Origin of the sequence: Auritidibacter sp. NML130574 (assembly GCF_003185725.2) — a bacterium.
GTDB classification, from domain to species: Bacteria; Actinomycetota; Actinomycetes; order Actinomycetales; family Micrococcaceae; genus Auritidibacter; species Auritidibacter ignavus.
In genome coordinates this window covers 2,468,552-2,487,983 of sequence record NZ_CP031746.1, presented here as the reverse complement: position 1 = coordinate 2,487,983, position 19,432 = coordinate 2,468,552, and the positions used below count along the sequence as shown (strand labels likewise).

Genomic DNA, 19,432 nt, shown 5'->3' with positions numbered 1-19,432 from the left:
ACGCACAAGTTGGCGAGCTCACACGGGGTTATCGGGTAGGAATACGGTCGTGATCGTCGGCGATCTCGGTATAGCCATGCGGAGCGGGCCGGCCGTCTTCTCCCAATGCCACGAACACCATCTGGTCGACCGACAGAATCAAGGTCCGGGTCTCGATATTCCGAACTTCGGCAGACAGGCTCATCGAGGTGCGCCCAAACCCGGTGACATTCAGCCCGAGCTCAATGAGGTCACCCTGCACGGCCGAGGAGATGAAGTTAATGTCGGAGATCAATTTGGTCACCACACGTTTATTGCCCATCTGCGAAATCGCGTAGATGGCGGCTTCTTCGTCGATCCAACGCACCAGGGCGCCACCGAAGAGGGTGCCGTGGGCATTGAGATCTTCTGGCTTAACCCATTTCCGGGTGTGGAAGTCGAATCCTGAGCCGGTGACAGCGGAATCGGGTGTGTTGGGATCGTGGGTCATATCCCCAGTCTAGAAGCCGACCCGGAGACCTAACGGGGTGGTACCCTGCGAGGTTTTTCACATCTTTTCCCAGTCAGCGACCTCACCGGGAACGACGCGAAACACCGGGTGAACTTCGGCAGATTCGGACTGCCAGCGCCGGTAGTCGGCGGACGAACGCGCGGCAAGTTTAGTGCCTAGATGGTTCCACTCGTAGTCCACCTGCCCGTCGGTGACAGTGATCGGAACTACCGAAGACCAATCGGAGACGGGACGCTGGATTAACCCTCGGTTGAAGCGATATCCGCGGTCGGTGGCCTGGTCATGTACTCCGGTGAGGTAGGCCCCGATCGCTACCAATGGGGACTGTTGTTCCCAAAAGCGCACCAACTGTGGATGGTTGCGGTAGCCGACTGTTCCGCCGGCAAGCACCTTCTGCGCCAGCAATGCTTCGCGCCAACACGCGACAAGACCCTTGGCATCGAGATGGTGCGGATGTAGTGACCACAACCTCACGGACCTCTCCTTCCTCCCATGATCGTCTTTCTCCTGCACCGACCCCACCCCCGACGACGCAGGTCTCAGGAACTACACCAGGACACCGCAGAAGTTGGGGTCCACGCGCTTTAACTCCGCGCCTGTTGCTCCGCTCCCCTCCAAACCCGACGGAGAACTACTGCTCTTCCGTAGCAGAGCCTTCCTCGGGCTCAAAGCTGTGCAGGACCTTTTCATCGGAGACGAAAATCGACAGGAACCTGACCGGTGCCTGCAGAATCTTCGTCGCCCCATGGATTCCTTCACCATCGAAGGTGATGCTGTCGCCGACCTGCATGTGGTAGGTGGTTTCTTGGTGCTGGTACTCCATCTCTCCTTCGAGTACATAGACGAACTCGGTTCCGGCGTGCTGGAACAGCGGAACAGTCTCCGAGTCCTCAGTCAGCGTGACCAGCAGTGGCTCGAGGTTGCTGTGGTGACCGGTTAATTTCCCCAGCAAATGGTAGAGATGGCCCAAGTGGGAGCCGCGTCGAATGGTTTCTTGTCCGCCTCCATTTTTGACAAAGACTGCCTGGGTTTCATAGTCAGCACCCCGAAACAAGCTGGTCACAGGAACTTCCAGCCCCTGAGCCAGCGCATCCACCGTAGCCAAGGAGGCCGAGGTCTGCGCGTTCTCGATTTTCGACAGCATTTGACGTGAGATACCAACCCGCCCAGCCAGTTCCGCCAATGTGAGACGACGGGCTTTACGCATTTGTCGCGTCGATTCGGCGATCGCCTGCTCCAGCGTCTTTGGTCCACGAGCATCGGGTCGGTTATCCGGACTCTGGGTCGGTTTTAACATCTCCGGGGACAGGTCGGATTCGAAACTCACTCAAGCCCTCTATCTTCATCCTGTGATGATTACAGTGGCCTTCACCACCATGGCATGGTTTTCATCTTAGCGGTTCGCAGCAAGACCAGGGGGGAACAGTTCTCGAGCGTAGTAGCCACAGCCACCCACCACCCCTATACTTAACCGGGTGCTCGGGGCGGGGTTGACTCGCCCCGAGTTGTCCATTAACGACCATCACTTACCTCTTGGATCTTTATCAATGAACGATCAATTTTTCATTTACCTTGCGATAGGCATCTACTTCTTAGTGCTGATCGGCATCGGAGTTGCGGCCTATCTGCGGACCAGCGACCACGAAGGCTACATGCTGGCCAACCGGGGACTACCCGGCTGGGTGGCTGCGCTGTCGGCCGGTGCCTCCGATATGTCGGGCTGGCTGATCATGGGTTTGCCCGGCGCCATTTACGTTGCCGGACTCATTGAGGCCTGGACCGCGATCGGTCTGACCATCGGCGCATTCGTCAACTGGCTCATCATTGCTCCACGTTTGCGCGCCTACTCTCAGGTTTCCCGCAATTCCATCACGCTACCGAGCTTCTTCGAAAACCGCACCCGCGACTCCTCCCGCGTGCTTCGAATTGTTTCCTCGGTCATTGTGTTGGTCTTCTTCACGCTCTACGTCTCCTCGGGAATGGTCGCTGGCGGTGTCTTCTTCGAGTCGTCCTTCGAGGCTGACTACCTGACCGGTATGCTCATCGTCGCTGCCATCACGTTGCTCTACACGCTCTTCGGTGGCTTCCTCGGTGCCTCGTTGACCGATGTGGTCCAGGGCCTGATGATGTTTATTGCTTTGATCATTGTCCCCATCTTTGCGGTGATCTCTGTGGGCGGCTGGGGCGAAGCCGTTTCACTGATCAATACGCTGGAGCCCAACCACCTGAGCTTCAGCGGTGGTGGACTGACCACTGCCTCCATCATCGTGATTGCCTCCGGTATTGGCTGGGGCCTGGGCTATTTCGGACAGCCACACATTGTGGTGCGCTTCATGGCGCTGCGTGCACCCTCGGATGCTAAGCAGGCCCGTCGGGTGGGGCTGGCCTGGCAGGCCATCTCCATGGCCGGAACCGTTTTCGCCGGACTCATCGGTGTGGCCTGGGTACACCAAAACAATGTTGATTTGGCCGATCCCGAGACCATCGTGCTGCTGATGTCCCAGGCACTGCTGCACCCGCTGTTCGCCGGTTTCGTGTTGGCCGCCGTGCTGGCTGCGATTATGTCGACCTTCTCCTCACAGCTGATCGTGTGCTCGTCGGCTCTGGTCGAGGACATTTACAAGGTGGTCCGCAAGGATCCACCCAGCGACCGCAGACTGGTACTGATGGGCCGTGGCGCGGTGCTGGTGGTGGCCATTATTGCTGGCCTGCTGGCGCTGAATCCCAACGGTACGATTCTGGAACTGGTGGGCTTCGCATGGGCTGGCTTCGGGGCTGCCTTTGGCCCGCTCGTGTTGCTCAGCCTCTACTACCGGAAGCTGACCAACTGGGGCGCGCTGTCGGGTATGGTCGTCGGCGCGGTTGTCGTGTTCGTCTGGGCGGAACTGACCGGTGGCATCTTCGACCTCTACGAGATCGTACCGGGCTTCATTCTGTCGCTACTGGTGACCCTGATTGTCTCAGCAGTAACCTACAAGCCCAACCCCGAGGTGGAGCAGGAATTTGAGCGCGCGGCCTACTTGGCCAAGAACCGGAAGGCCTTCGATGAGCTGATGGCCTCCGAGAAAGTCACGGCCAACGCCTAACGCGATTCATCGCCCCGTTGCTCCGGCCCGGTTTTTGCAAATTCGCAGAAAACCGGGCCGGGTGTTTTAACCGCGTCAAGATTAGTGTTGATGTCTAACACACTAATAACACCACGCCCCTGCTGGGCAGAAGGAGTTTGAACCATGAATTTCACAGGTGAGGTCGCACTCGTCACCGGTGGTGGCGCCGGAATCGGTGAAGCCATCAGTAAGACCCTGGCCAAGCACGGTCTGAAGATCGTGGTTTCCGATATCAACCTCGAGAACGCAGAAAAAGTAGCCAACGAGATCATCGAAGCCGGCGGTGAAGCCAAGGCTGTTGAAGCCAACGCTGCTGTCCCGGAAGATGCGAAGGCTTCGGTCCAGGCTGCGGTAGATGCCTTCGGTGGACTGAATTACGCGGTGAATAACGCCGGTATCAGTGGCGATCCGGTCCCGGTCGCTGACGTGGAGCTCGATGACTGGAAGAAGGTCATCGACGTCAACCTCAACGGTGTCTTCTACGGCATGAAGTACCAGATCCCTGAGTTGCTCAAGAATCCCGCTGCGTCCGGAATCGTCAACCTGGCCTCCATTCTGGGGTCGGTCGGATTCCCCCACGCAGCCGCTTATGTCACCGCCAAGCACGGCGTGGTCGGTTTGACCAAGACCGCCGCTGCGGAATACGGCGAGCAGGGCTTGCGCATCAACGCCCTAGGTCCCGGCTACATCCTGACCGCTTTGATCGAGAAGCACCTCGACGACGAGACTCAGCAGTCGTTGGCCGATAAGCACTTGCTAGGCCGGCTGGGTCGCGCCCAGGAAGTTGCCGATGTAGCCGCCTTCCTGCTCAGCGACGAAGCAAGCTTCATCCACGGTAGCTACCACCTCGTTGATGGTGGGTACACCGCTGTCTAATCCTTTCGAGACTAACAGCGAGCTCACACTTTCGTGGCCCGGCACGAACCACTGGTTCGGCTGGGCCACGAGTGTATCTCCATCTCGTTTCACTCGTGCCCAGACATGGACATCTCACGTCGTGCCGGATCCTTCCACAGCACGGCTTTGAGCCGTGAGATGTACCGGATGTCACCGTGTTGATTCGTGGTCGTATTCTTCACCCAGCCGGAGGCTCGCGGGGACTCAGGGCCGGGGTCCCGCAGTGATTCCACCACGCACTCTGCGCGCAGGATGTCTCCCGGCAATGTTGCAGAGGGCCAGGCTATCTCGCCTTGTCCCCCGATCACACCGGTGGCAACAGGAAAAGAGTCGATCACCAGGCGCATGCTCATCGCGGCGGTATGCCACCCGGAGGCCACCAGCGTGCCGAAAAGGCTTGCTGTGGCCGCATCTGCATCGGTATGAAACGGTTGCGGGTCGAATCGCTGTGCGAAGGCAATGATGTCTTCCACAGTCACCTCGTGGCTGCCGGTCGTGAAGGTGTAGCCCTCGTAGAGGTCCTCAAACCATAATCCGTTTTCGTTCACCACCGGTGGCATCTGAGCAGACATCCGCAATTCCTTCCGTGAGTGCTCCCTATCACAATAGTTGTTCCCCCCACTGTACGGAGACCCGGGCTCTCGGGGAAGCTATCGTCACCCAGAGGTGCCCCATCAGACAACGTCACGGCGAATCGTGACGCCAGCTTTTACGAGAGAATTGTTTAAACGCCTCCGCCAGACTCTGCCGGCAGGCGTGAACCGCTGGCGCCTGTACCGAAGAACGGCGAGCCGTGGTAAAGATACTGCGCTCTGGGTTCTGCGGCAATGGCCTGAGCGCCACGCTGTCGAGTCGATGGCCAGCCAGGAAGAGCTCCGGCAGAATCCCAACAGCCAGCCCGGCACTGATCAATCTCAGCTGGGCGGCGAGATCGTCCGTGGTGAACCGAACGTCTGGTTCGAAACCCAGGGCCCGACATTGTTGTAAGGACCATTCTCGCGCTACGGTTCCAGCCGGCTCCATCACCCAGGGATAGGCATCCAGGTCTTCGGCGTCTATCCCGGATAGCTGTTGGGGGACCACCAGACGCAGGGAATCGGTTCCCAACGGTTCAATGTCAAACTCAGCTTGCCTCGGCCTGCTCATCCCCGGATATTGCTCTGCCACCACCAAGTCATGGCGTCGAGCCTGCAGATCAAATAAGGCCCGCTCCGGTGGTGCCTGCACAATCTCCACCCGCAGTTCCGGGTGTTGGGCGCGCAACTGACTCAGCGCGACCGGGACCAACGTGAGAGCAACGGTCTGAAAAACCGACAGTCTCAGCAGGCCACCGACTTCCGGTTCAGCAGATGTCAGCGAGCGCAAGGCCTCTTCTTGCAGATCCAGCATCGTCTGAGCATGTTCAGCCAGACGAAGACCTGCCGTCGTGAGCCGTAGCGTACGTCCGCCTCGGTGAAACAGGGCCACCCCAACTTCATCCTCTAACAGTGTCAGCTGTTGGGACACCGTGGAGGGACTGTACCCCAACGAGGTGGCCACCGCTGAGATCGTGCCACGCAAGCGGAACTCATGAAATAGCTGGAGTCGATGCAGATTCAGCACGGTACCCCTCCCCGTCTTTCAGCGTCTTCCGATGGAGTCGGAGGATTTCATTCGATTTTAACGAAGGATAAAAAGCTACTGCTTACGATGTCTACGAGACCCACAACACACTACTGAATACCGGGTCGTCCAACGTCAGGAGAGGACGAAGCTGATGAGCGAAATCACTTCCACCGAACAGGGCGTGCAGCAAGAGCTCCGCCGATTGGCCGATGAGGCCGTGCAGAAGGTCAGAACCTGGTTGCAGAAGACCCAAGAATCCGGGGTCAAACCTCATAGCTCGGCCAAACTACTCTCTCAGGTCCTTGCTCACCCCACGGGCCTAGACTTTACCGTGGGCTTTGTAGACCGCGTGATCCGCACCGAAGATACCAAGGCAGCCGCGAAGGCACTGAACGAGCTAGGCGACATCGCTCCCGATACTCTGGATGCGCTCGATCGTGCGCAGATTAAAGCTGGCTCTGCTCTGGGACGTTTGATGCCGGATATCGTGGTGCCGGTGGCGCGTCGGCGGATGCGGTCGATGGTGGGCCACATGGTGGTCGATGCGCGCGATAAACAGTTCGGCAAGGCCGTTAAAGAAATTAAAAAGCAGGGCAACCGACTCAACATCAACCTGCTCGGTGAAGCGGTGCTAGGTGAAGACGAAGCCACCAAGCACCTCGAAGACACCGTGCGGTTGTTGCGTCGCGATGACGTGGACTACGTCTCGATCAAAGCCTCTTCGATTGCCAGCCAGATTTCGATGTGGGGCTACGAAGAGACCGTTGACTACGTGGTCAACCGGGTCACCGACCTCTACCTTGAGGCAGCCAAAGCACCGGCTGGCACCAAGTTCATCAACATGGACATGGAGGAGTACCAGGACCTGCGGTTAACCATCGCAGTGTTCAAGCGCTTGCTGTCCAAGCCAGAGCTGAAGAACTACGAGGCCGGAATCGTCATCCAGGCCTATTTGCCCGATGCCTTAGGCGCAGTCCAGGAACTGGCCGAGTTCGCCAATGACCGAGTGAACAACGGCGGTGCGGGTATTAAGATCCGCTTGGTCAAAGGCGCGAACCTGGCCATGGAAACGGTGCACGCCGATATTCAGGACTGGCCCCTGGCCACCTGTGAGTCCAAAGAAGCCACCGACGCCAACTACAAGCGCGTGCTGTACTGGTTGCTCACCCAAGAGCGGATGCGCGGTGTCCGCCTGGGCGTGGCCGGTCAGAACCTGTTTGACATCGCCTTCGCCCACCTGCTGGGTCGCGAGCGCGGGGTAACCGACCGCCTGGAATTCGAGATGCTACAGGGTATGGCCGCCGAACAGCAGCACACCGTTCGCGACGATGTCGGCCAGCTCTTGCTCTACGTCCCGGCGGTCCGTCCCGAAGAGTTCGATGTCGCGGTCTCCTACCTGGTGCGTCGTCTGGAGGAAAACGCCTCCAGCGAGAACTTCATGTCGGGCATCTTTGACCTTTCGGTGGACAAGAAAGGCGAGGGTAGCGAGATCTTCCGTCGCGAAGAATCCCGGTTCCGCAGCGCGGTGGAATCGCTGGGAGCCATCCTCGTCGCGGAGGGTACCGTTGCTCCCGGGCCCAACCACCAACAGGATCGGCTCGCCGAAGAGTCCCACCAGCCCGGCGAGTACTCCGAAGGTGTCCCCGAGTTTCGCAATGAGCCCGACACCAACCCGTCGTTGGAACCCAACCAGCGTTGGGCCGAACAGGTCATCGAACGGGCCACCCCCGAGTGGCTGAAACAACAGTCGGTACCGGAGACAGTCTCCACCGAAGACGTTGACGCTTTGGTGACCAATGCGCGCGCTGCTGGCCAGCAGTGGGCCGCCCGCCCCGCTACCGAGCGGGCCACGATTCTTTACCGGGCCGCAGATATCATGGCCTCCCGCCGAGGACACCTCGCCGCAGTGGCAGCCGCCGAGGTGGGTAAGTCCGTGGCACAGTCTGACCCGGAAATCTCTGAAGCCATCGACTTTTTGCGGTACTACGCACACAGCGCGTTGGCTCTCGAACAGGTCGAGCACGCCGAATTTACCCCGGACAAACTGGTGATGATCACCCCGCCGTGGAACTTCCCGTTGGCCATCCCCACCGGTGGTACAGCTGCCGCGCTGGCCGCCGGTGCCGCGGTAATTCACAAACCATCGACCCCCACACCGCACTGTTCGATGGCGTTGCTGGAATGCCTGTGGGATGCCGGAGTACCACGGGAGGTGTTGCACGGAATCTACCCTGATGAAGGCGATGCCGGCAAGAAGCTGATTTCTCACCAGGGTGTGGACCGGATTATTCTCACCGGCGCCTCCGATACGGCCGCACTGTTCCGCTCCTGGAAGCCCGAGCTCAACATCAATGCTGAGACCTCCGGTAAGGACGCGCTGGTGATCACTCCTTCGGCCGACCGCGACCTAGCGGTGGCGGATCTGGTGGCCTCGGCTTTCGGTCACGCCGGTCAGAAATGCTCGGCTGCCTCCCTGGGTATTCTCGTAGGTAGCGTTTACGAGTCCGAGCGGTTCCGTCGCCAGTTGGTGGACGCCGCGAAATCGATGGTGGTGGACTGGCCACAGAACCTGTCGGCAACCGTCGGCCCGTTGACCGAATTGCCGACCGAGAAACTCACCCGCGCGTTGACCACCCTGGAGCCCGGCGAACAGTGGCTTTTGAAGCCGCAACAACTCGACGACACCGGCCGATTGTGGAGTCCCGGGATCAAAACCGGAGTCAAGCCCGGTAGCTTCTTCCACCTCACCGAGGTGTTCGGGCCCGTTCTGGGCCTGATGGAGGCCAAGGACCTAAAGACCGCGATCGAGTATCAGAACCAGACCGAGTTCGGTCTCACCGGTGGCATCCATTCCTTGGACACCGACGAGGTTGCCGAATGGCTGGACCACGTCCACGTCGGCAACGCCTACGTCAACCGCGGGATCACCGGCGCGATCGTGCGCCGCCAGCCCTTCGGCGGTTGGAAGGCTTCCTCCGTGGGGCTGGGTTCTAAGGCCGGTGGGCCGAACTACGTGATGCTGTTTGGTACCTGGAACGACGCCGTAGACACCACCAAGGTGTCGACACCCCGCACGGCCAACGAGGCCGTTCAGGACTTGTTGGAGACGGCCGAGGCCAAATCGTTGGTGTCTGATACCGAGCTGGAAGCACTCAAGGTTGCGGCCACTGATGACGCGGTGTGGTGGGACCGAGAATTCGGTGTCGCTCAGGATCCCACCGGCTTGTCCTCAGAAGCCAATATCTTCCGCTATCGCCGTGCTGATGTGGTTCTTCGCCTGGCTCCTGGGGCAACCAGCCACGACGTAGTCCGCGTCCTGTTGGCGGCAGCAACTGCCGAGGTCACCCCTGTGATGTCATATCACCCCGACGCCGATCAGCGTGCGGTGAAAGCACTGAAGACCGTGGCCAAGCAGTTCAACGTCAAGCCGGCGAAGGAAAAGGACACGGAGTTCGCGAAGAAGCTGGCCTGCGGCGAGTACGACTTCGGTGTTGGGACTCGGGTTCGGCATCTCGGTGAGATCGCCTCGAAGGTCCGCGAGAAGGTAGCCGACCGTCCAGTGGTGGCTCTGCTCGATGATCCTGTAACGCACTCGGGTCGAGTGGAACTGCGGTACTGGGTCAAGGAACAGTCGATTTCGATGACCTTGCACCGGTTCGGCAACGCGTCTAAGTTGTTCCACCAATTGGCAAACGAGCTCAAGGGTTAAGGAACATTCGGGTTCGCACGGCGGTTCGCCTGTTTTTTCTGGCCTGAACAGTCAGAAAAAACAGGCGCACCGCGTTCCTGCGCTCTGAACGCCAGTGATCCCGGGGTTGGGTTTCCCACCGCGTTATTGATTTTTCGTTCCCAGCCGACCGGGTCGTCCACCGAGAGAATCAGACGGCTGTATTTAAATTCCGGGTCAATCTCGATGACCACCACATCCGATGCTCCGGTGACATTCCAGTAGTACTGTTCCCCGTCGAGTCGATACGTTGCCGAGACTTTCTTCCCGAGCGTATTCAGTCCCGGGGCACGGAAACCTTTGGGTTCGGCGACGCCACTGGGGCCATACGTCGCTGCGCGTACCAGCTCAAGCGGGACATGAATTTCTCGCGTGAATGACCGCAAGCTCATCGTCATCAATCGCCGCCTTGTTTCACAACATGGTGTTGTCTTTGTGGTCTAGCTTGTCTGGGCGAGAACTGTAGACGACTGCTTCGGTCATACCGGCTCGCTCAAGCGTCGTCCGCCCAGGGCATGAGCGGTAATCCCCCGCGCATCGATCACTCGTTGCACCAGGCCAGCAATCTCACGGTGACGGGATACGACCTCGAAAACGGCAACATTGAGCAGGTCAAGTAACGGCCCTTCATCCACTGGGTCACCAGTATCGACAGCATCAGCTGGGCGGTGCGAGCTGCGCTGGTCCGGCAAGGATGCGTCGCAACTTGCGCAAACCACGGTCGAGTTCGTGAAGCGTGGGACGGCCAATGCACAGGCGCAGGCCCGCGGATTGACCGGCTGGGTCGGTCAGCACAGATGCGGGCGGAGTGACTAACACCCCGGCACGCGCGATGTGGTGAGCGACTTCCTCGGCGCGCTGTCGTGGGAGCGGAAGCCACAGGTGGAAACCGCCGGCAGGACGACGCGCGAGGTAGTCACCGAGAATGGTATCGGCGAGCGTAAGTCGCTCCTGGGATTCAGCGCGCAACGCCGTAGCGACATCACGTGCGGTTCCATCCTGGATCCAGCGTGTAGCCAGTTCAGCCATGATCGGGCTGACTGCCAGCGCCGTAGCTTGCAGAATCGTTGCCGCGCGTTGTAGTTGCTGGGCCGGCGCGATAAGCACACCTACTCGCAAACCGGGACCCATGCACTTTGAAAAGCCATTGATATACCAGGTTCGTTCGGGAGCGAGTGCGACCAGCGGGGTTGTGTGGGGCGTCCGAAAAGTAGAGTAGACATCGTCTTCGATGATGGTTGCATCGTGGTGGCGACAGACGGCGATAATCTCGCGCCGACGATGCTGTGGCATGCTGATGCCATAGGGATTGTGGAGAGTTGGAGTGAGATAAACAATTGCCGACTCTTCAGGGTTAGCACCTTGTAGGTCTTCGGCTAAGGCCTCAGGGATCATTCCCTCTTCGTCAACAGGTACGGCAACGAGTTGTCGGAGTGCTTGACGCACTGCGGATAGGGCACCCCCATAAGTGTGGGGTTCGGTGTAGACAGTTCCCCGAGTTGGCGCCGTGGCAGCAAAAGCAACGGCAAGTGCATGTTGGGCCCCGTGGGTGATTAGCACACGCTCAACGTCGACCTGAACTCCCTGCCCAGACAACCATCCAGCAAGGGTCTGGCGGTGCCGTGGTACCCCAGAGGCATCTGCGTAATTGGAAAAATCGGCGGCCAAAAACGCATCCGACAGTTGCGCCAATGTCGTGGCAAGTTTTTCCGCAGCGATCAACGGTGGTGGCACATTCAGGGATAAGTCAAGCAACTCTACCGCCCCGCCGGACGCACTGGATCCCCCACTGAGTGCCGGCGCACCGGGCTGATCTGATGTAGCGACGAACGTACCACGACCGTGCTGGCCCTGAACCAAACCCTGCTGTTCCAGATGCAAATAGGCGCGTGTGACTGTGCCTACTGCTATCTGTAATTGTTGGGCAAGCTGGCGATGCGCCGGCAGTCGGGTGCCGGGAGGAAGCAGCCCGTTCCTAATATCAGCTTCGATCGCAGCTGCGAGACGCTCGTACAGCGTCGCAGTGCCCTCCTCGACCCACGCATGCCACGACGATTGTGTCTTCACACGAGCTCCTTTAGTGTCCTATGACACCTGCACCGTATTCCCATAAGTGTCATGCTATGGGAATGAACACCACAAAACCACGAGACGTTTTCCACTCCCGGTCGGATTCGGCATGAGCGTCGACACTCTGCTCGCTCTGGCCGGATACGCTTTGGTCACCTCCATTACACCGGGACCGAACAACCTGATGTTGCTGGCCTCCGGGGTAAATTTCGGCTTGAGACGAACGCTGCCCCACTTAGCCGGGATCAGCACCGGCTTCTTTGTGCTGGTGTTCTCTGTGGCACTGGGTTTTGCCCAGCTGTTCACCACGTTCCCCGCGCTATACACGCTCGTCCGTCTCGTTGGCGCGGCCTATCTGTTGTGGCTCGCTTGGCAAATCGCCACAGCTCCCTCCCCTACCAGCGAGAACTCGCAGAGGCGACCGATGACCTTCCTGGGCGCTGCCGCCTTCCAATGGGTTAACCCAAAAGCATGGGTCATGGCAGTGAGTGCTTCGGCCAATTACCTGCCCGCTTCGATCGATCTTCTGCAGGTATGCCTCATCGCCACGGTGTATGCCCTGGTCAATGCGCCCAGCGTGGCGATTTGGGCGCTGTTCGGCGCTCAGCTGCGGGATTGGCTCGGACAGCCCCGCACGCGCCGAGCCTTCAACATTGTCATGGCGATTTTGCTGGTGACCACTTTATACCCGATGCTCACAGCCTCGCTTTAGCCGTGTGCCCTGCGGCGATAGGCTCATCTGCCATGCTCTATCCGGCGACGAGACAATGCATCGCACGTTCGGGACGACAGAACAAGCGGGTTTAGAATCGGCACATGGGGAACTCGCAGGTCTCACGCGCAGAACTGGGAATCACACACACGAACTACACCATGAGTCATTCTCAGCTCACGCCTGGACGAGTCATTACCTCCGCCGTTACCCGCATAGCACTTGAGAACACCAACATTTTCCTTTGAAAACGTTATTTGTCGATATCGTGTTCACAAGCAACAATGTAACGCTCAGCATTCCAGGCACAATCCGGTCGACCCATGAAAGAATTCAGGAACTCTAAAGTAGAAACCTCAAGACGTTATTTCGAAGAAGAATGATCCATTTCATCGTCGCTTCTGGCCTACTGAGTAGAGTGACAAGCATTCAGAGGACCACAGTCGCATCGCACGAGATGGCCAACGAACTGGGCTTCGCCACACCAACCCCGTGGGCAAGCGTTCTCCCCCGATGACTTATTTACTCTCGTTAACGGTAAGGCCGGTTGCCGTGATCCGGGAGGCAATAAACGGGAAGATGAGAACTGTTACCGCACCTCCAGTCACCATGATCGAGGCCAAGGTCGTGGAGATGAGACCTGACGAAACTGCAATTTGGGTAACAGCAACGATGATGGGTAGGCCGGTCGCTGAATAGAATGCCAGCCCGATGCGCTCTTGCACGGTTTTCAGCCCTGAATGCGTCGTGGTGAACTGCTCACGCACAAAGACCGGTAGCCCGCGGACCACAGCAATGACCACGACGAAACCTAAAAGCAGAGGCCACTGGCTGAGAACTGCACCCAAATCGATCGACATACCGCTGGTGACAAAAAAGACGGGAATCAACAAGCTGAACCCGACGACTTCGATCTTGTGCATCACCTCGTCGGCATGAGCGGGAGACGTAGCGCTGAGCGCTGCGTTGAGTAGCAGACCGGCGGAGAACGCACCAAGTGCCACATCGAGTTCTAGCAGTGCGGTGAGGAGCATCAGCGTGATCAGCACCCACACGGTGATGCGCAGAGTGGTTTGCATTGTTGAATCGGAGGCGTCCCCGAAGGCCCGCCCCAGGCGTGGAAGCTTGCGGAAAATGCGAGCCGGGACCGCCACGGTGATCATGGCAACGAGGCTGAAGAGGATGAGCACGACCGTTGCTTGCCAGGTACCCCGGGTAGACAACAGTAAAGACATGGCCACGATGGGCAACAGCTCTCCGTAGGCTCCGTGAACCATAGTGGCACGCCCTAACGGTGACTGAAGGGCTCCCGAGTCTTTGAGGATCGGCAGCAGGGTACCCAGCGCAGTTGATGTGGAGGCAATGCCAAACACCACAGCGAGTTGCCACCCATCTTGGAGCAACAGGAACCCAGCCCCAGCACCAAGAAGCGCGCAAATAAACCATGTCAGGGCGGCATGCCGACCCTGCCGGCCACGCATCTCAGATGCATTGACCTCAAAACCGGCCAGCAAGAACAGAAATCCCATACCGAGTTCGCGGAGAAATTCCACGGCTTCAGTGCTTTCAGCTAAACCGAGCGTGTTCGGGCCGATAATAATCCCGAACACGAGCAACCACACGACATCCGGTACAACGCGTCTCGTCACCAACGCGAGAATGGGAGCGAGTACAGCGACGATCGCAATCCACCACATGGACAGCAGGTTGTCAGCCAATAACTGCGCACCCTCCATGAGACCCCCTCTCTAGAACGGGTTTTATGCTATCAAGAGTTGCAGATCTGCCCAGCTGAGCAAGTCAACGGGCGCTGTCACGCTCACACCCTGTTCCTTTATCACGCCGAAGAGGCCTCTGAGAGTTCCTTCTGATCGATGATCTCTCGTTCGACCCGACCACGGCCGTCTGATGACGGAACAGCCCTAGCCTCACACTCCGTTATCCAGTGAGTTTCCTGCTCGAACAAGCATGGCCGCTTGCGTGCGGGTGGATACTCCCAGTTTCTGCATGATGCGCGCCAGGTGCGTTTTCGCAGTGGCTGGGGAGATCACAAGTCGCTGAGCGATTTGCTTGTTGGTCAGACCTTCAGCGACCAGTTGCAGGACTTGCCGCTCGCGGTCGGTCAGCTCCGGCGCGGCAGCCCTGGTTCGATGTGCTGAGGTGTGTTTGCCTGTCGCCTGTGCGATGACGTGCCGGGTGACCGACGGGGTGAGATACGCCTGCCCTGCTGCGACAGCGTGCACAGCGTCGATCATCTGCTGTGGCTCGGCCGTCTTGGCGAGGAACCCGGTCGCTCCGGCATCCAGAGCTGCGGTAATATTGTCGGTGATCTCATAGGCAGTAAGGATCAACACGCGAGTGGCGGTCGTTGCGGTGATCTCGCGACAGATGTCAATGCCGTCGCGGTCAGGTAGCTGCAGGTCGAGGACGACCACGTCCGGCTTCAGGCTTTGGATGGCCTCGATCGTTTCGTGGCCGGTCGCTGCTTCGCCAAGGACCTCAATTTCCGAATCGGCCGTGAGGATGGCTGTAACGCCCGCCCGCACGGCGGCGTGGTCATCGACGATCACGAGTCTAGGCATGCTGTGACTCCCGTCCGGTTCTCAGCGGCAGACAGACCCGCAAGGTCCAGGTGTGGTTGGAGCGGTCGATGTCGAGCTCTCCGTTGCAGAGGCGGACACGTTCGGCCAATCCGATCAAGCCGTATCCGGACGGCATCGCTCCGACGTGCCCAGGCTGGTGTTGTCCGTTCGTGATGGTCATAGCGAGGACCTCGTCCTCGTGTCGGATATCGATGGTCACATCGCTGCCCGGGGCGTGTTTTTCGGCGTTAACGAGTGCCTCGCGGAGGACGTAATAGGCGGTGACCGAGACGAGCGGGTCCAGGTTGATCGTCGCGGGGTCGTCGCCGGTCAGGGTGATAGATGTGCCGGATTCTCGCGCACCTGCAATGAGCGAGTCCACCGATGACCAGTTCTGGGCGAGCGCGAGGGATGAGGGCGTGTCGGTCCGGAGCACGTCGATCAGGGTTCGCATGTCGCCCATCGCGTCCAGACTGAGAGCCCGGACTCGCTCGAGGCGCTCGGTCAGTTCCTCGGCTGTGGGCGGTGTTGTGGTCGCCGGGGCCCCAGCTGCCTGGATTGTGATGGCAGACAGGTGCCCGGAAATGGTGTCGTGCAGTTCGCGACTGATCTGCAGTCGCTCAGCGACCAGCGCCTCTCGTTGTTTGGCCGCGACGGCGTCAGCGATGAGAGTGGCGCGTTCACGTTCTTCCTCGGCCCGGGTCATCGGTGCTCGTACGGTGATACCCCACCACAGAGTAACCCCGACCGCCAGTAGCAAGGTAGTCATCTGCAACAATGGCTCCGCGAGGAGGTTCGCTAGAAGCAGTCCACCGACGGCACTGGACAAGCAGACCGCGGCGATCATCGGCAGTAGTCTCCGGGACCGCGTCGTTGGTCGGGCAATGACCAAGCTATAAAGGGCATCACACTCGATCAGGATCGCCCCAACCGAAGTGGTCCCGGTTGTGAGGCCCTCAGCGGTCATTACTGCCAGCCCTGCTACGACGACCACGGTGGGCCACTTTTGCCGGAACAGATGCACAATGCCGAGGGCGATCGCGGTAGCGATGCTACCGATCAGGACCTGTGAGCGGGGTGTCGCGAACCACTCGATCCCCGCGCCCGGCACGAAGCAGAAGCCAATCGCGACCACGACATACCCGATGGTGATCCACGTATGACGTAGCGACGGGATCGACCCTGTCCCAGTCATACCATCACCTCGCGACCCGCGATCGTCCACGCCCTTGCTTCTATTTCAACCCGATGATGGGTCTCACGCAAGCACCATCCTGCGTAGCCCAAACGGGTGACGCACAGCCTGCGAAGTGCCGTCATCTGGTCGATGATGACACAGCGCGGATGCGACAAGGTTGAGACATGGATTTCTCTGGGAGCTGGATAGTGGTCGCCATCATCGGCGCCGAGATCGCGTTCTGGGTTCTGCTCGTGCTCGGACTGCTCGCTCGCTACGCGCTCAAGCTGAAACGGACCAGCACGGCCCTGCTGCTCAGCGTGCCACTGGCCGATCTGGTGCTGATCATCCTGGTGAGCCTGGATCTCTCCCGTGGTTCCGAGCCCACCTTCGTCCACGGGCTTGCCGGGGCCTACCTGGGCTTCAGCGTCGGTTTCGGGCACTACATCATCAAAAGAGCGGATGCATGGTTCGCTTATCGATTCGCCGATGGTCCCAGACCATCACGTCCACCACGGACAGGGCCCGCCAAGGTCCGGCACGAGTGGCAAGACTGGCTGCGTGTGCTGACGGCCTGGGCCATCGCCGTGCCCGCCTTGCTGATCATGAAGGCGTTCTCCGGCTGGTCGTGGCCTTCGACGATGGAGGAATTCTGGACTGACGAGCTGTGGGCCTGGGTGGCGCGACTCACCCTCATCAACATCGCTTGGCTACTCACCGGCCCCGTCTACACCACGATCTTCAAATCACGATACGTCCCAGAAGAACCCGACACTCGAACCAAGGAGAACGCATGATCACAGCAAACAACAGCGTCGGGATCGGTCCTTGGTCCTTCGACGCCGGTCCCTTCGCGGCCATCCTCCTCGTCGTCATCATCAGTATCGTCGTCTACTACATTCGTAAAGACGACTGAACCACTCGTCGCGTGACCGCCCGCACCATCCCGATGTCACGCCCGGAGCCACCAACCATGAGAATTTCTCCCGCCATCAACGGGGGTGCTTCTTGTTGCCCATCTTACGTAGCTGAGCCTTTTACCTTGGGGCGCAACAGCAGGTGGATACAACTGGATGTTGTACCCGACTCACACCGAGTTGCAGATGGCCAACGTCATCATGACGAGCTACGGTGGCGCTGGTGCTACTAAGCGGGTTTATCAAAGTAACGACTCCTTCAATCGGAACTCCGTATCTGACGTCCTGCGTTTCGAGCTTGCTGGCGCCACAGTCGCCCTCTTCGACCAGACGCGACTTCACCTGCACGGATGACAGATAGAGTTGCTACGCGAATATCTAGCCGTTGCGTTAGATCTGCGCACGTTGTCCCACACACGTCCGCAGAACCCAACCGGCGAGGGCCTAAGGGTGCAGAATTCGGCGGTTGGGACGTGCACCATGACGGGCATTGCCGGAAAGCCCTGAGCTTTTCAGAGCGGGCTGAGCATGGCGCCCTCGGACGAAAAGCGCCTGGTGGTACATCAACGCGTCATTGTCAGCAAGCATTCGGTTGTGCATACGCAACTTTTCATACGATGTCGTGGGTGGGTGCAAACGTAGCGCCTCATCGTCCAATTCGAGCCCGGAAACAAACACACGTGTTTAGCAGTTTTGCTACCTTTAAGACACCTAGACATCTTGCAAAGGAATGCTATGAATGCCCCACCCGGACGGTTCCCACCTGGCACAGCTATCATCATTACGCTTCTGTTGAGTCAAGTCCGGTGGTGTGGTGTATGAGGGGTGATCCTTCAAGCGTGTAATTCTGGGTTATGCGGCGAGGGCTTCGATGGTCTGTGGTGGCACCTCCTCGGTGGTGTCGGTGCCGAGCTGTTGGGCGTGTTGGAGGACCTCGAGGTTCATGTATCGGCGGCCTTCGGCCCATTCATCGTGCTGCTCGGCCAGCACGGCCCCGACTAGGCGGATGATGGCCTCGCGGTTAGGGAAGATCCCGACCACATCGGTGCGGCGGCGGATCTCCTTGTTCAGCCGCTCGTTGGGATTATTTGACCAGATCTTGCGCCAGGCCTCTTTGGGGAAGCTAGTGAAGGTCAGGATGTCTTCGCGGGCCCCGGCCAGGTGGTCGGCGACCTTGGGGTGTTTATGGTCCAGGGCCTCGACGACACGGTCGAACTGGGCGTGTACTTCCTGGGCATCGGGCTGGTCATAGATGCTGTGCAGCAGAGTCTTCACCCAGGGCCAGGAGGCCTTGGGGGTAGTGGCCATCAGGTTGGCCGCATAGTGTGTCCGGCACCGCTGCCAGGCTGCACCGGGTAAGGTCGCAGCGATCGCGGCCTTCAACCCAGCGTGGGCATCAGAGGTCACCAGCTTCACTCCACTAAGGCCCCGGGCGGTCAGGTCGCGGAAGAAGGACAGCCAGCCGGCCCCGTCCTCGGCGGTGCTGACCTGGATGCCGAGGATCTCGCGGTGGCCATCGCGGTTGATGCCGGTAGCCACCATCGCGTGCACCGGGACCACACGGCCGGACTCACGGACTGTGAGCACCAGCGCGTCAGCGGCAACGAAGGTGTAGGGCCCAGAGTCTAAGGGTCGGGTGCGGAAGGCCTCGACCTGCTCATCGAGTTCAGAGGCCATCTGCCAGACCTGGGACTTCGACAGGCTCTCGATCCCCAGGGACCCGACGAGCTTATCCATCCGGCGGGTAGAGACCCCCCAGCAAGTAGCAGGTGGCCACCACCGAGGTCAGTGCCCGCTCAGCACGTTTGTGTCGTTCCAGCAGCCACTCGGGGAAGTAGGTCCCCTGCCGCAGCTTGGGTACCGCCACATCCAAAGTGCCGGCCCGAGTGTCGAAGCCCCGGTGCCGGTAGCCGTTGCGCCGGTTCTGCCGGGCATCAGAGCTCTGCCCATATTCAGCGCCGCAGACCGCGTCAGCCTCGGCTGAGAGCAGGGTGTTGATGAACATCTGCAACAAGTCCCGGATCAGGTCAGGACTTGCCTGCAAAAGCTGTTCCTCCAACAGGCCGCGAAGGTCGATACTAGAAGGGGTGACGGTCATCGTGAAACGTCCTTTCGAGAGTGCTTTGGTAGGTTCACTCGAAGGATCAC

The 19,432-nt window shown here is 59.4% G+C and carries 16 protein-coding genes and 1 pseudogene; 6 read left to right on the top strand and 11 right to left on the bottom strand.

Going from position 1 to position 19,432, the window contains the following annotated elements:
• Positions 1-28: 28 nt before the first annotated feature.
• From DCC27_RS11295 to DCC27_RS11285, 3 genes are all read right to left on the bottom strand, one after another.
• Positions 29-469 carry an acyl-CoA thioesterase gene (locus tag DCC27_RS11295; protein ID WP_110100751.1) on the bottom strand — a complete coding sequence of 147 codons (441 nt, stop codon included), beginning with the start codon at positions 467-469 and terminating at the stop codon, positions 29-31.
• A gap of 57 nt (positions 470-526) precedes the next feature.
• Positions 527-964, bottom strand: a complete 438-nt coding sequence (locus DCC27_RS11290; RefSeq protein WP_110098106.1) for a pyrimidine dimer DNA glycosylase/endonuclease V — start codon at positions 962-964, stop codon at positions 527-529.
• A 157-nt stretch (positions 965-1,121) separates the two neighbouring features.
• A complete protein-coding gene (locus DCC27_RS11285; protein WP_233491934.1) occupies positions 1,122-1,817 on the bottom strand; it encodes an XRE family transcriptional regulator in 696 nt (231 codons plus the stop codon).
• Positions 1,818-2,037: 220 nt separating this feature from the next.
• Here DCC27_RS11285 and putP point away from each other — a divergent pair, with 220 nt between their 5' ends.
• Positions 2,038-3,576, top strand: a complete 1,539-nt coding sequence (gene putP, locus DCC27_RS11280) for a sodium/proline symporter PutP (protein WP_110110615.1) — start codon at positions 2,038-2,040, stop codon at positions 3,574-3,576.
• 144 nt (positions 3,577-3,720) lie between these two features.
• On the top strand, positions 3,721-4,473 hold the full coding sequence (locus DCC27_RS11275; protein WP_110098108.1) for an SDR family NAD(P)-dependent oxidoreductase: 753 nt from the start codon (positions 3,721-3,723) through the stop codon (positions 4,471-4,473).
• 89 nt (positions 4,474-4,562) lie between these two features.
• Here DCC27_RS11275 and DCC27_RS11270 read toward each other — a convergent pair whose 3' ends face one another.
• Both DCC27_RS11270 and DCC27_RS11265 read right to left on the bottom strand, forming a co-directional pair.
• Entirely contained in the window at positions 4,563-5,066 is a 504-nt protein-coding gene (locus DCC27_RS11270) for a MaoC/PaaZ C-terminal domain-containing protein (protein ID WP_210403477.1), read from the bottom strand.
• A gap of 112 nt (positions 5,067-5,178) precedes the next feature.
• The gene (locus tag DCC27_RS11265) at positions 5,179-6,096 is read right to left on the bottom strand and encodes a LysR family transcriptional regulator (protein WP_110110614.1); all 918 of its coding nucleotides are present in this window, start codon (positions 6,094-6,096) and stop codon (positions 5,179-5,181) included.
• A 154-nt stretch (positions 6,097-6,250) separates the two neighbouring features.
• On the opposite strand from DCC27_RS11265, the gene DCC27_RS11260 reads away from it, so the two are divergent.
• Positions 6,251-9,808, top strand: coding sequence for a proline dehydrogenase family protein (locus tag DCC27_RS11260; protein ID WP_110110613.1), 3,558 nt, complete (start codon positions 6,251-6,253; stop codon positions 9,806-9,808).
• On the opposite strand, the gene DCC27_RS11255 is transcribed toward DCC27_RS11260, so the two are convergent.
• Positions 9,805-10,224 carry a hypothetical protein gene (locus tag DCC27_RS11255; protein WP_199223153.1) on the bottom strand — a complete coding sequence of 140 codons (420 nt, stop codon included), beginning with the start codon at positions 10,222-10,224 and terminating at the stop codon, positions 9,805-9,807. The genes DCC27_RS11260 and DCC27_RS11255 overlap by 4 nt on opposite strands.
• Before the next feature lie 259 nt (positions 10,225-10,483).
• Entirely contained in the window at positions 10,484-11,893 is a 1,410-nt protein-coding gene (locus DCC27_RS11250) for a PLP-dependent aminotransferase family protein (protein WP_110110612.1), read from the bottom strand.
• 112 nt (positions 11,894-12,005) lie between these two features.
• Between DCC27_RS11250 and DCC27_RS11245 the strand changes: the two genes are divergently transcribed.
• Positions 12,006-12,608 (top strand): LysE family translocator, encoded by a 603-nt coding sequence (locus DCC27_RS11245; RefSeq protein ID WP_110100757.1) that lies wholly within the window; start codon positions 12,006-12,008, stop codon positions 12,606-12,608.
• 518 nt (positions 12,609-13,126) lie between these two features.
• Here DCC27_RS11245 and DCC27_RS11240 read toward each other — a convergent pair.
• From DCC27_RS11240 to DCC27_RS11230, 3 genes are all read right to left on the bottom strand, one after another.
• Complete coding sequence (locus DCC27_RS11240) at positions 13,127-14,344, bottom strand: cation:proton antiporter (RefSeq protein ID WP_110110611.1); 1,218 nt, start codon at positions 14,342-14,344, stop codon at positions 13,127-13,129.
• A 192-nt stretch (positions 14,345-14,536) separates the two neighbouring features.
• On the bottom strand, positions 14,537-15,190 hold the full coding sequence (locus DCC27_RS11235) for a response regulator transcription factor (RefSeq protein WP_110110610.1): 654 nt from the start codon (positions 15,188-15,190) through the stop codon (positions 14,537-14,539).
• Positions 15,183-16,385 (bottom strand): sensor histidine kinase, encoded by a 1,203-nt coding sequence (locus DCC27_RS11230; RefSeq protein WP_148707538.1) that lies wholly within the window; start codon positions 16,383-16,385, stop codon positions 15,183-15,185. Before DCC27_RS11230 ends, DCC27_RS11235 begins: the two co-directional genes overlap by 8 nt.
• A gap of 167 nt (positions 16,386-16,552) precedes the next feature.
• Here DCC27_RS11230 and DCC27_RS11225 point away from each other — a divergent pair, with 167 nt between their 5' ends.
• Together DCC27_RS11225 and DCC27_RS12705 are read left to right on the top strand one after the other, a co-directional pair.
• A complete protein-coding gene (locus DCC27_RS11225) occupies positions 16,553-17,164 on the top strand; it encodes a hypothetical protein (RefSeq protein WP_110110608.1) in 612 nt (203 codons plus the stop codon).
• Entirely contained in the window at positions 17,161-17,283 is a 123-nt protein-coding gene (locus tag DCC27_RS12705; RefSeq protein WP_255410749.1) for a hypothetical protein, read from the top strand. The genes DCC27_RS11225 and DCC27_RS12705 overlap by 4 nt, the downstream gene beginning before the upstream one ends.
• Positions 17,284-18,136: 853 nt before the next feature.
• On the opposite strand, the pseudogene DCC27_RS11215 reads toward DCC27_RS12705, so the two are convergent.
• A pseudogene (locus DCC27_RS11215) lies at positions 18,137-19,382 on the bottom strand (IS256 family transposase).
• Positions 19,383-19,432: the final 50 nt, after the last annotated feature.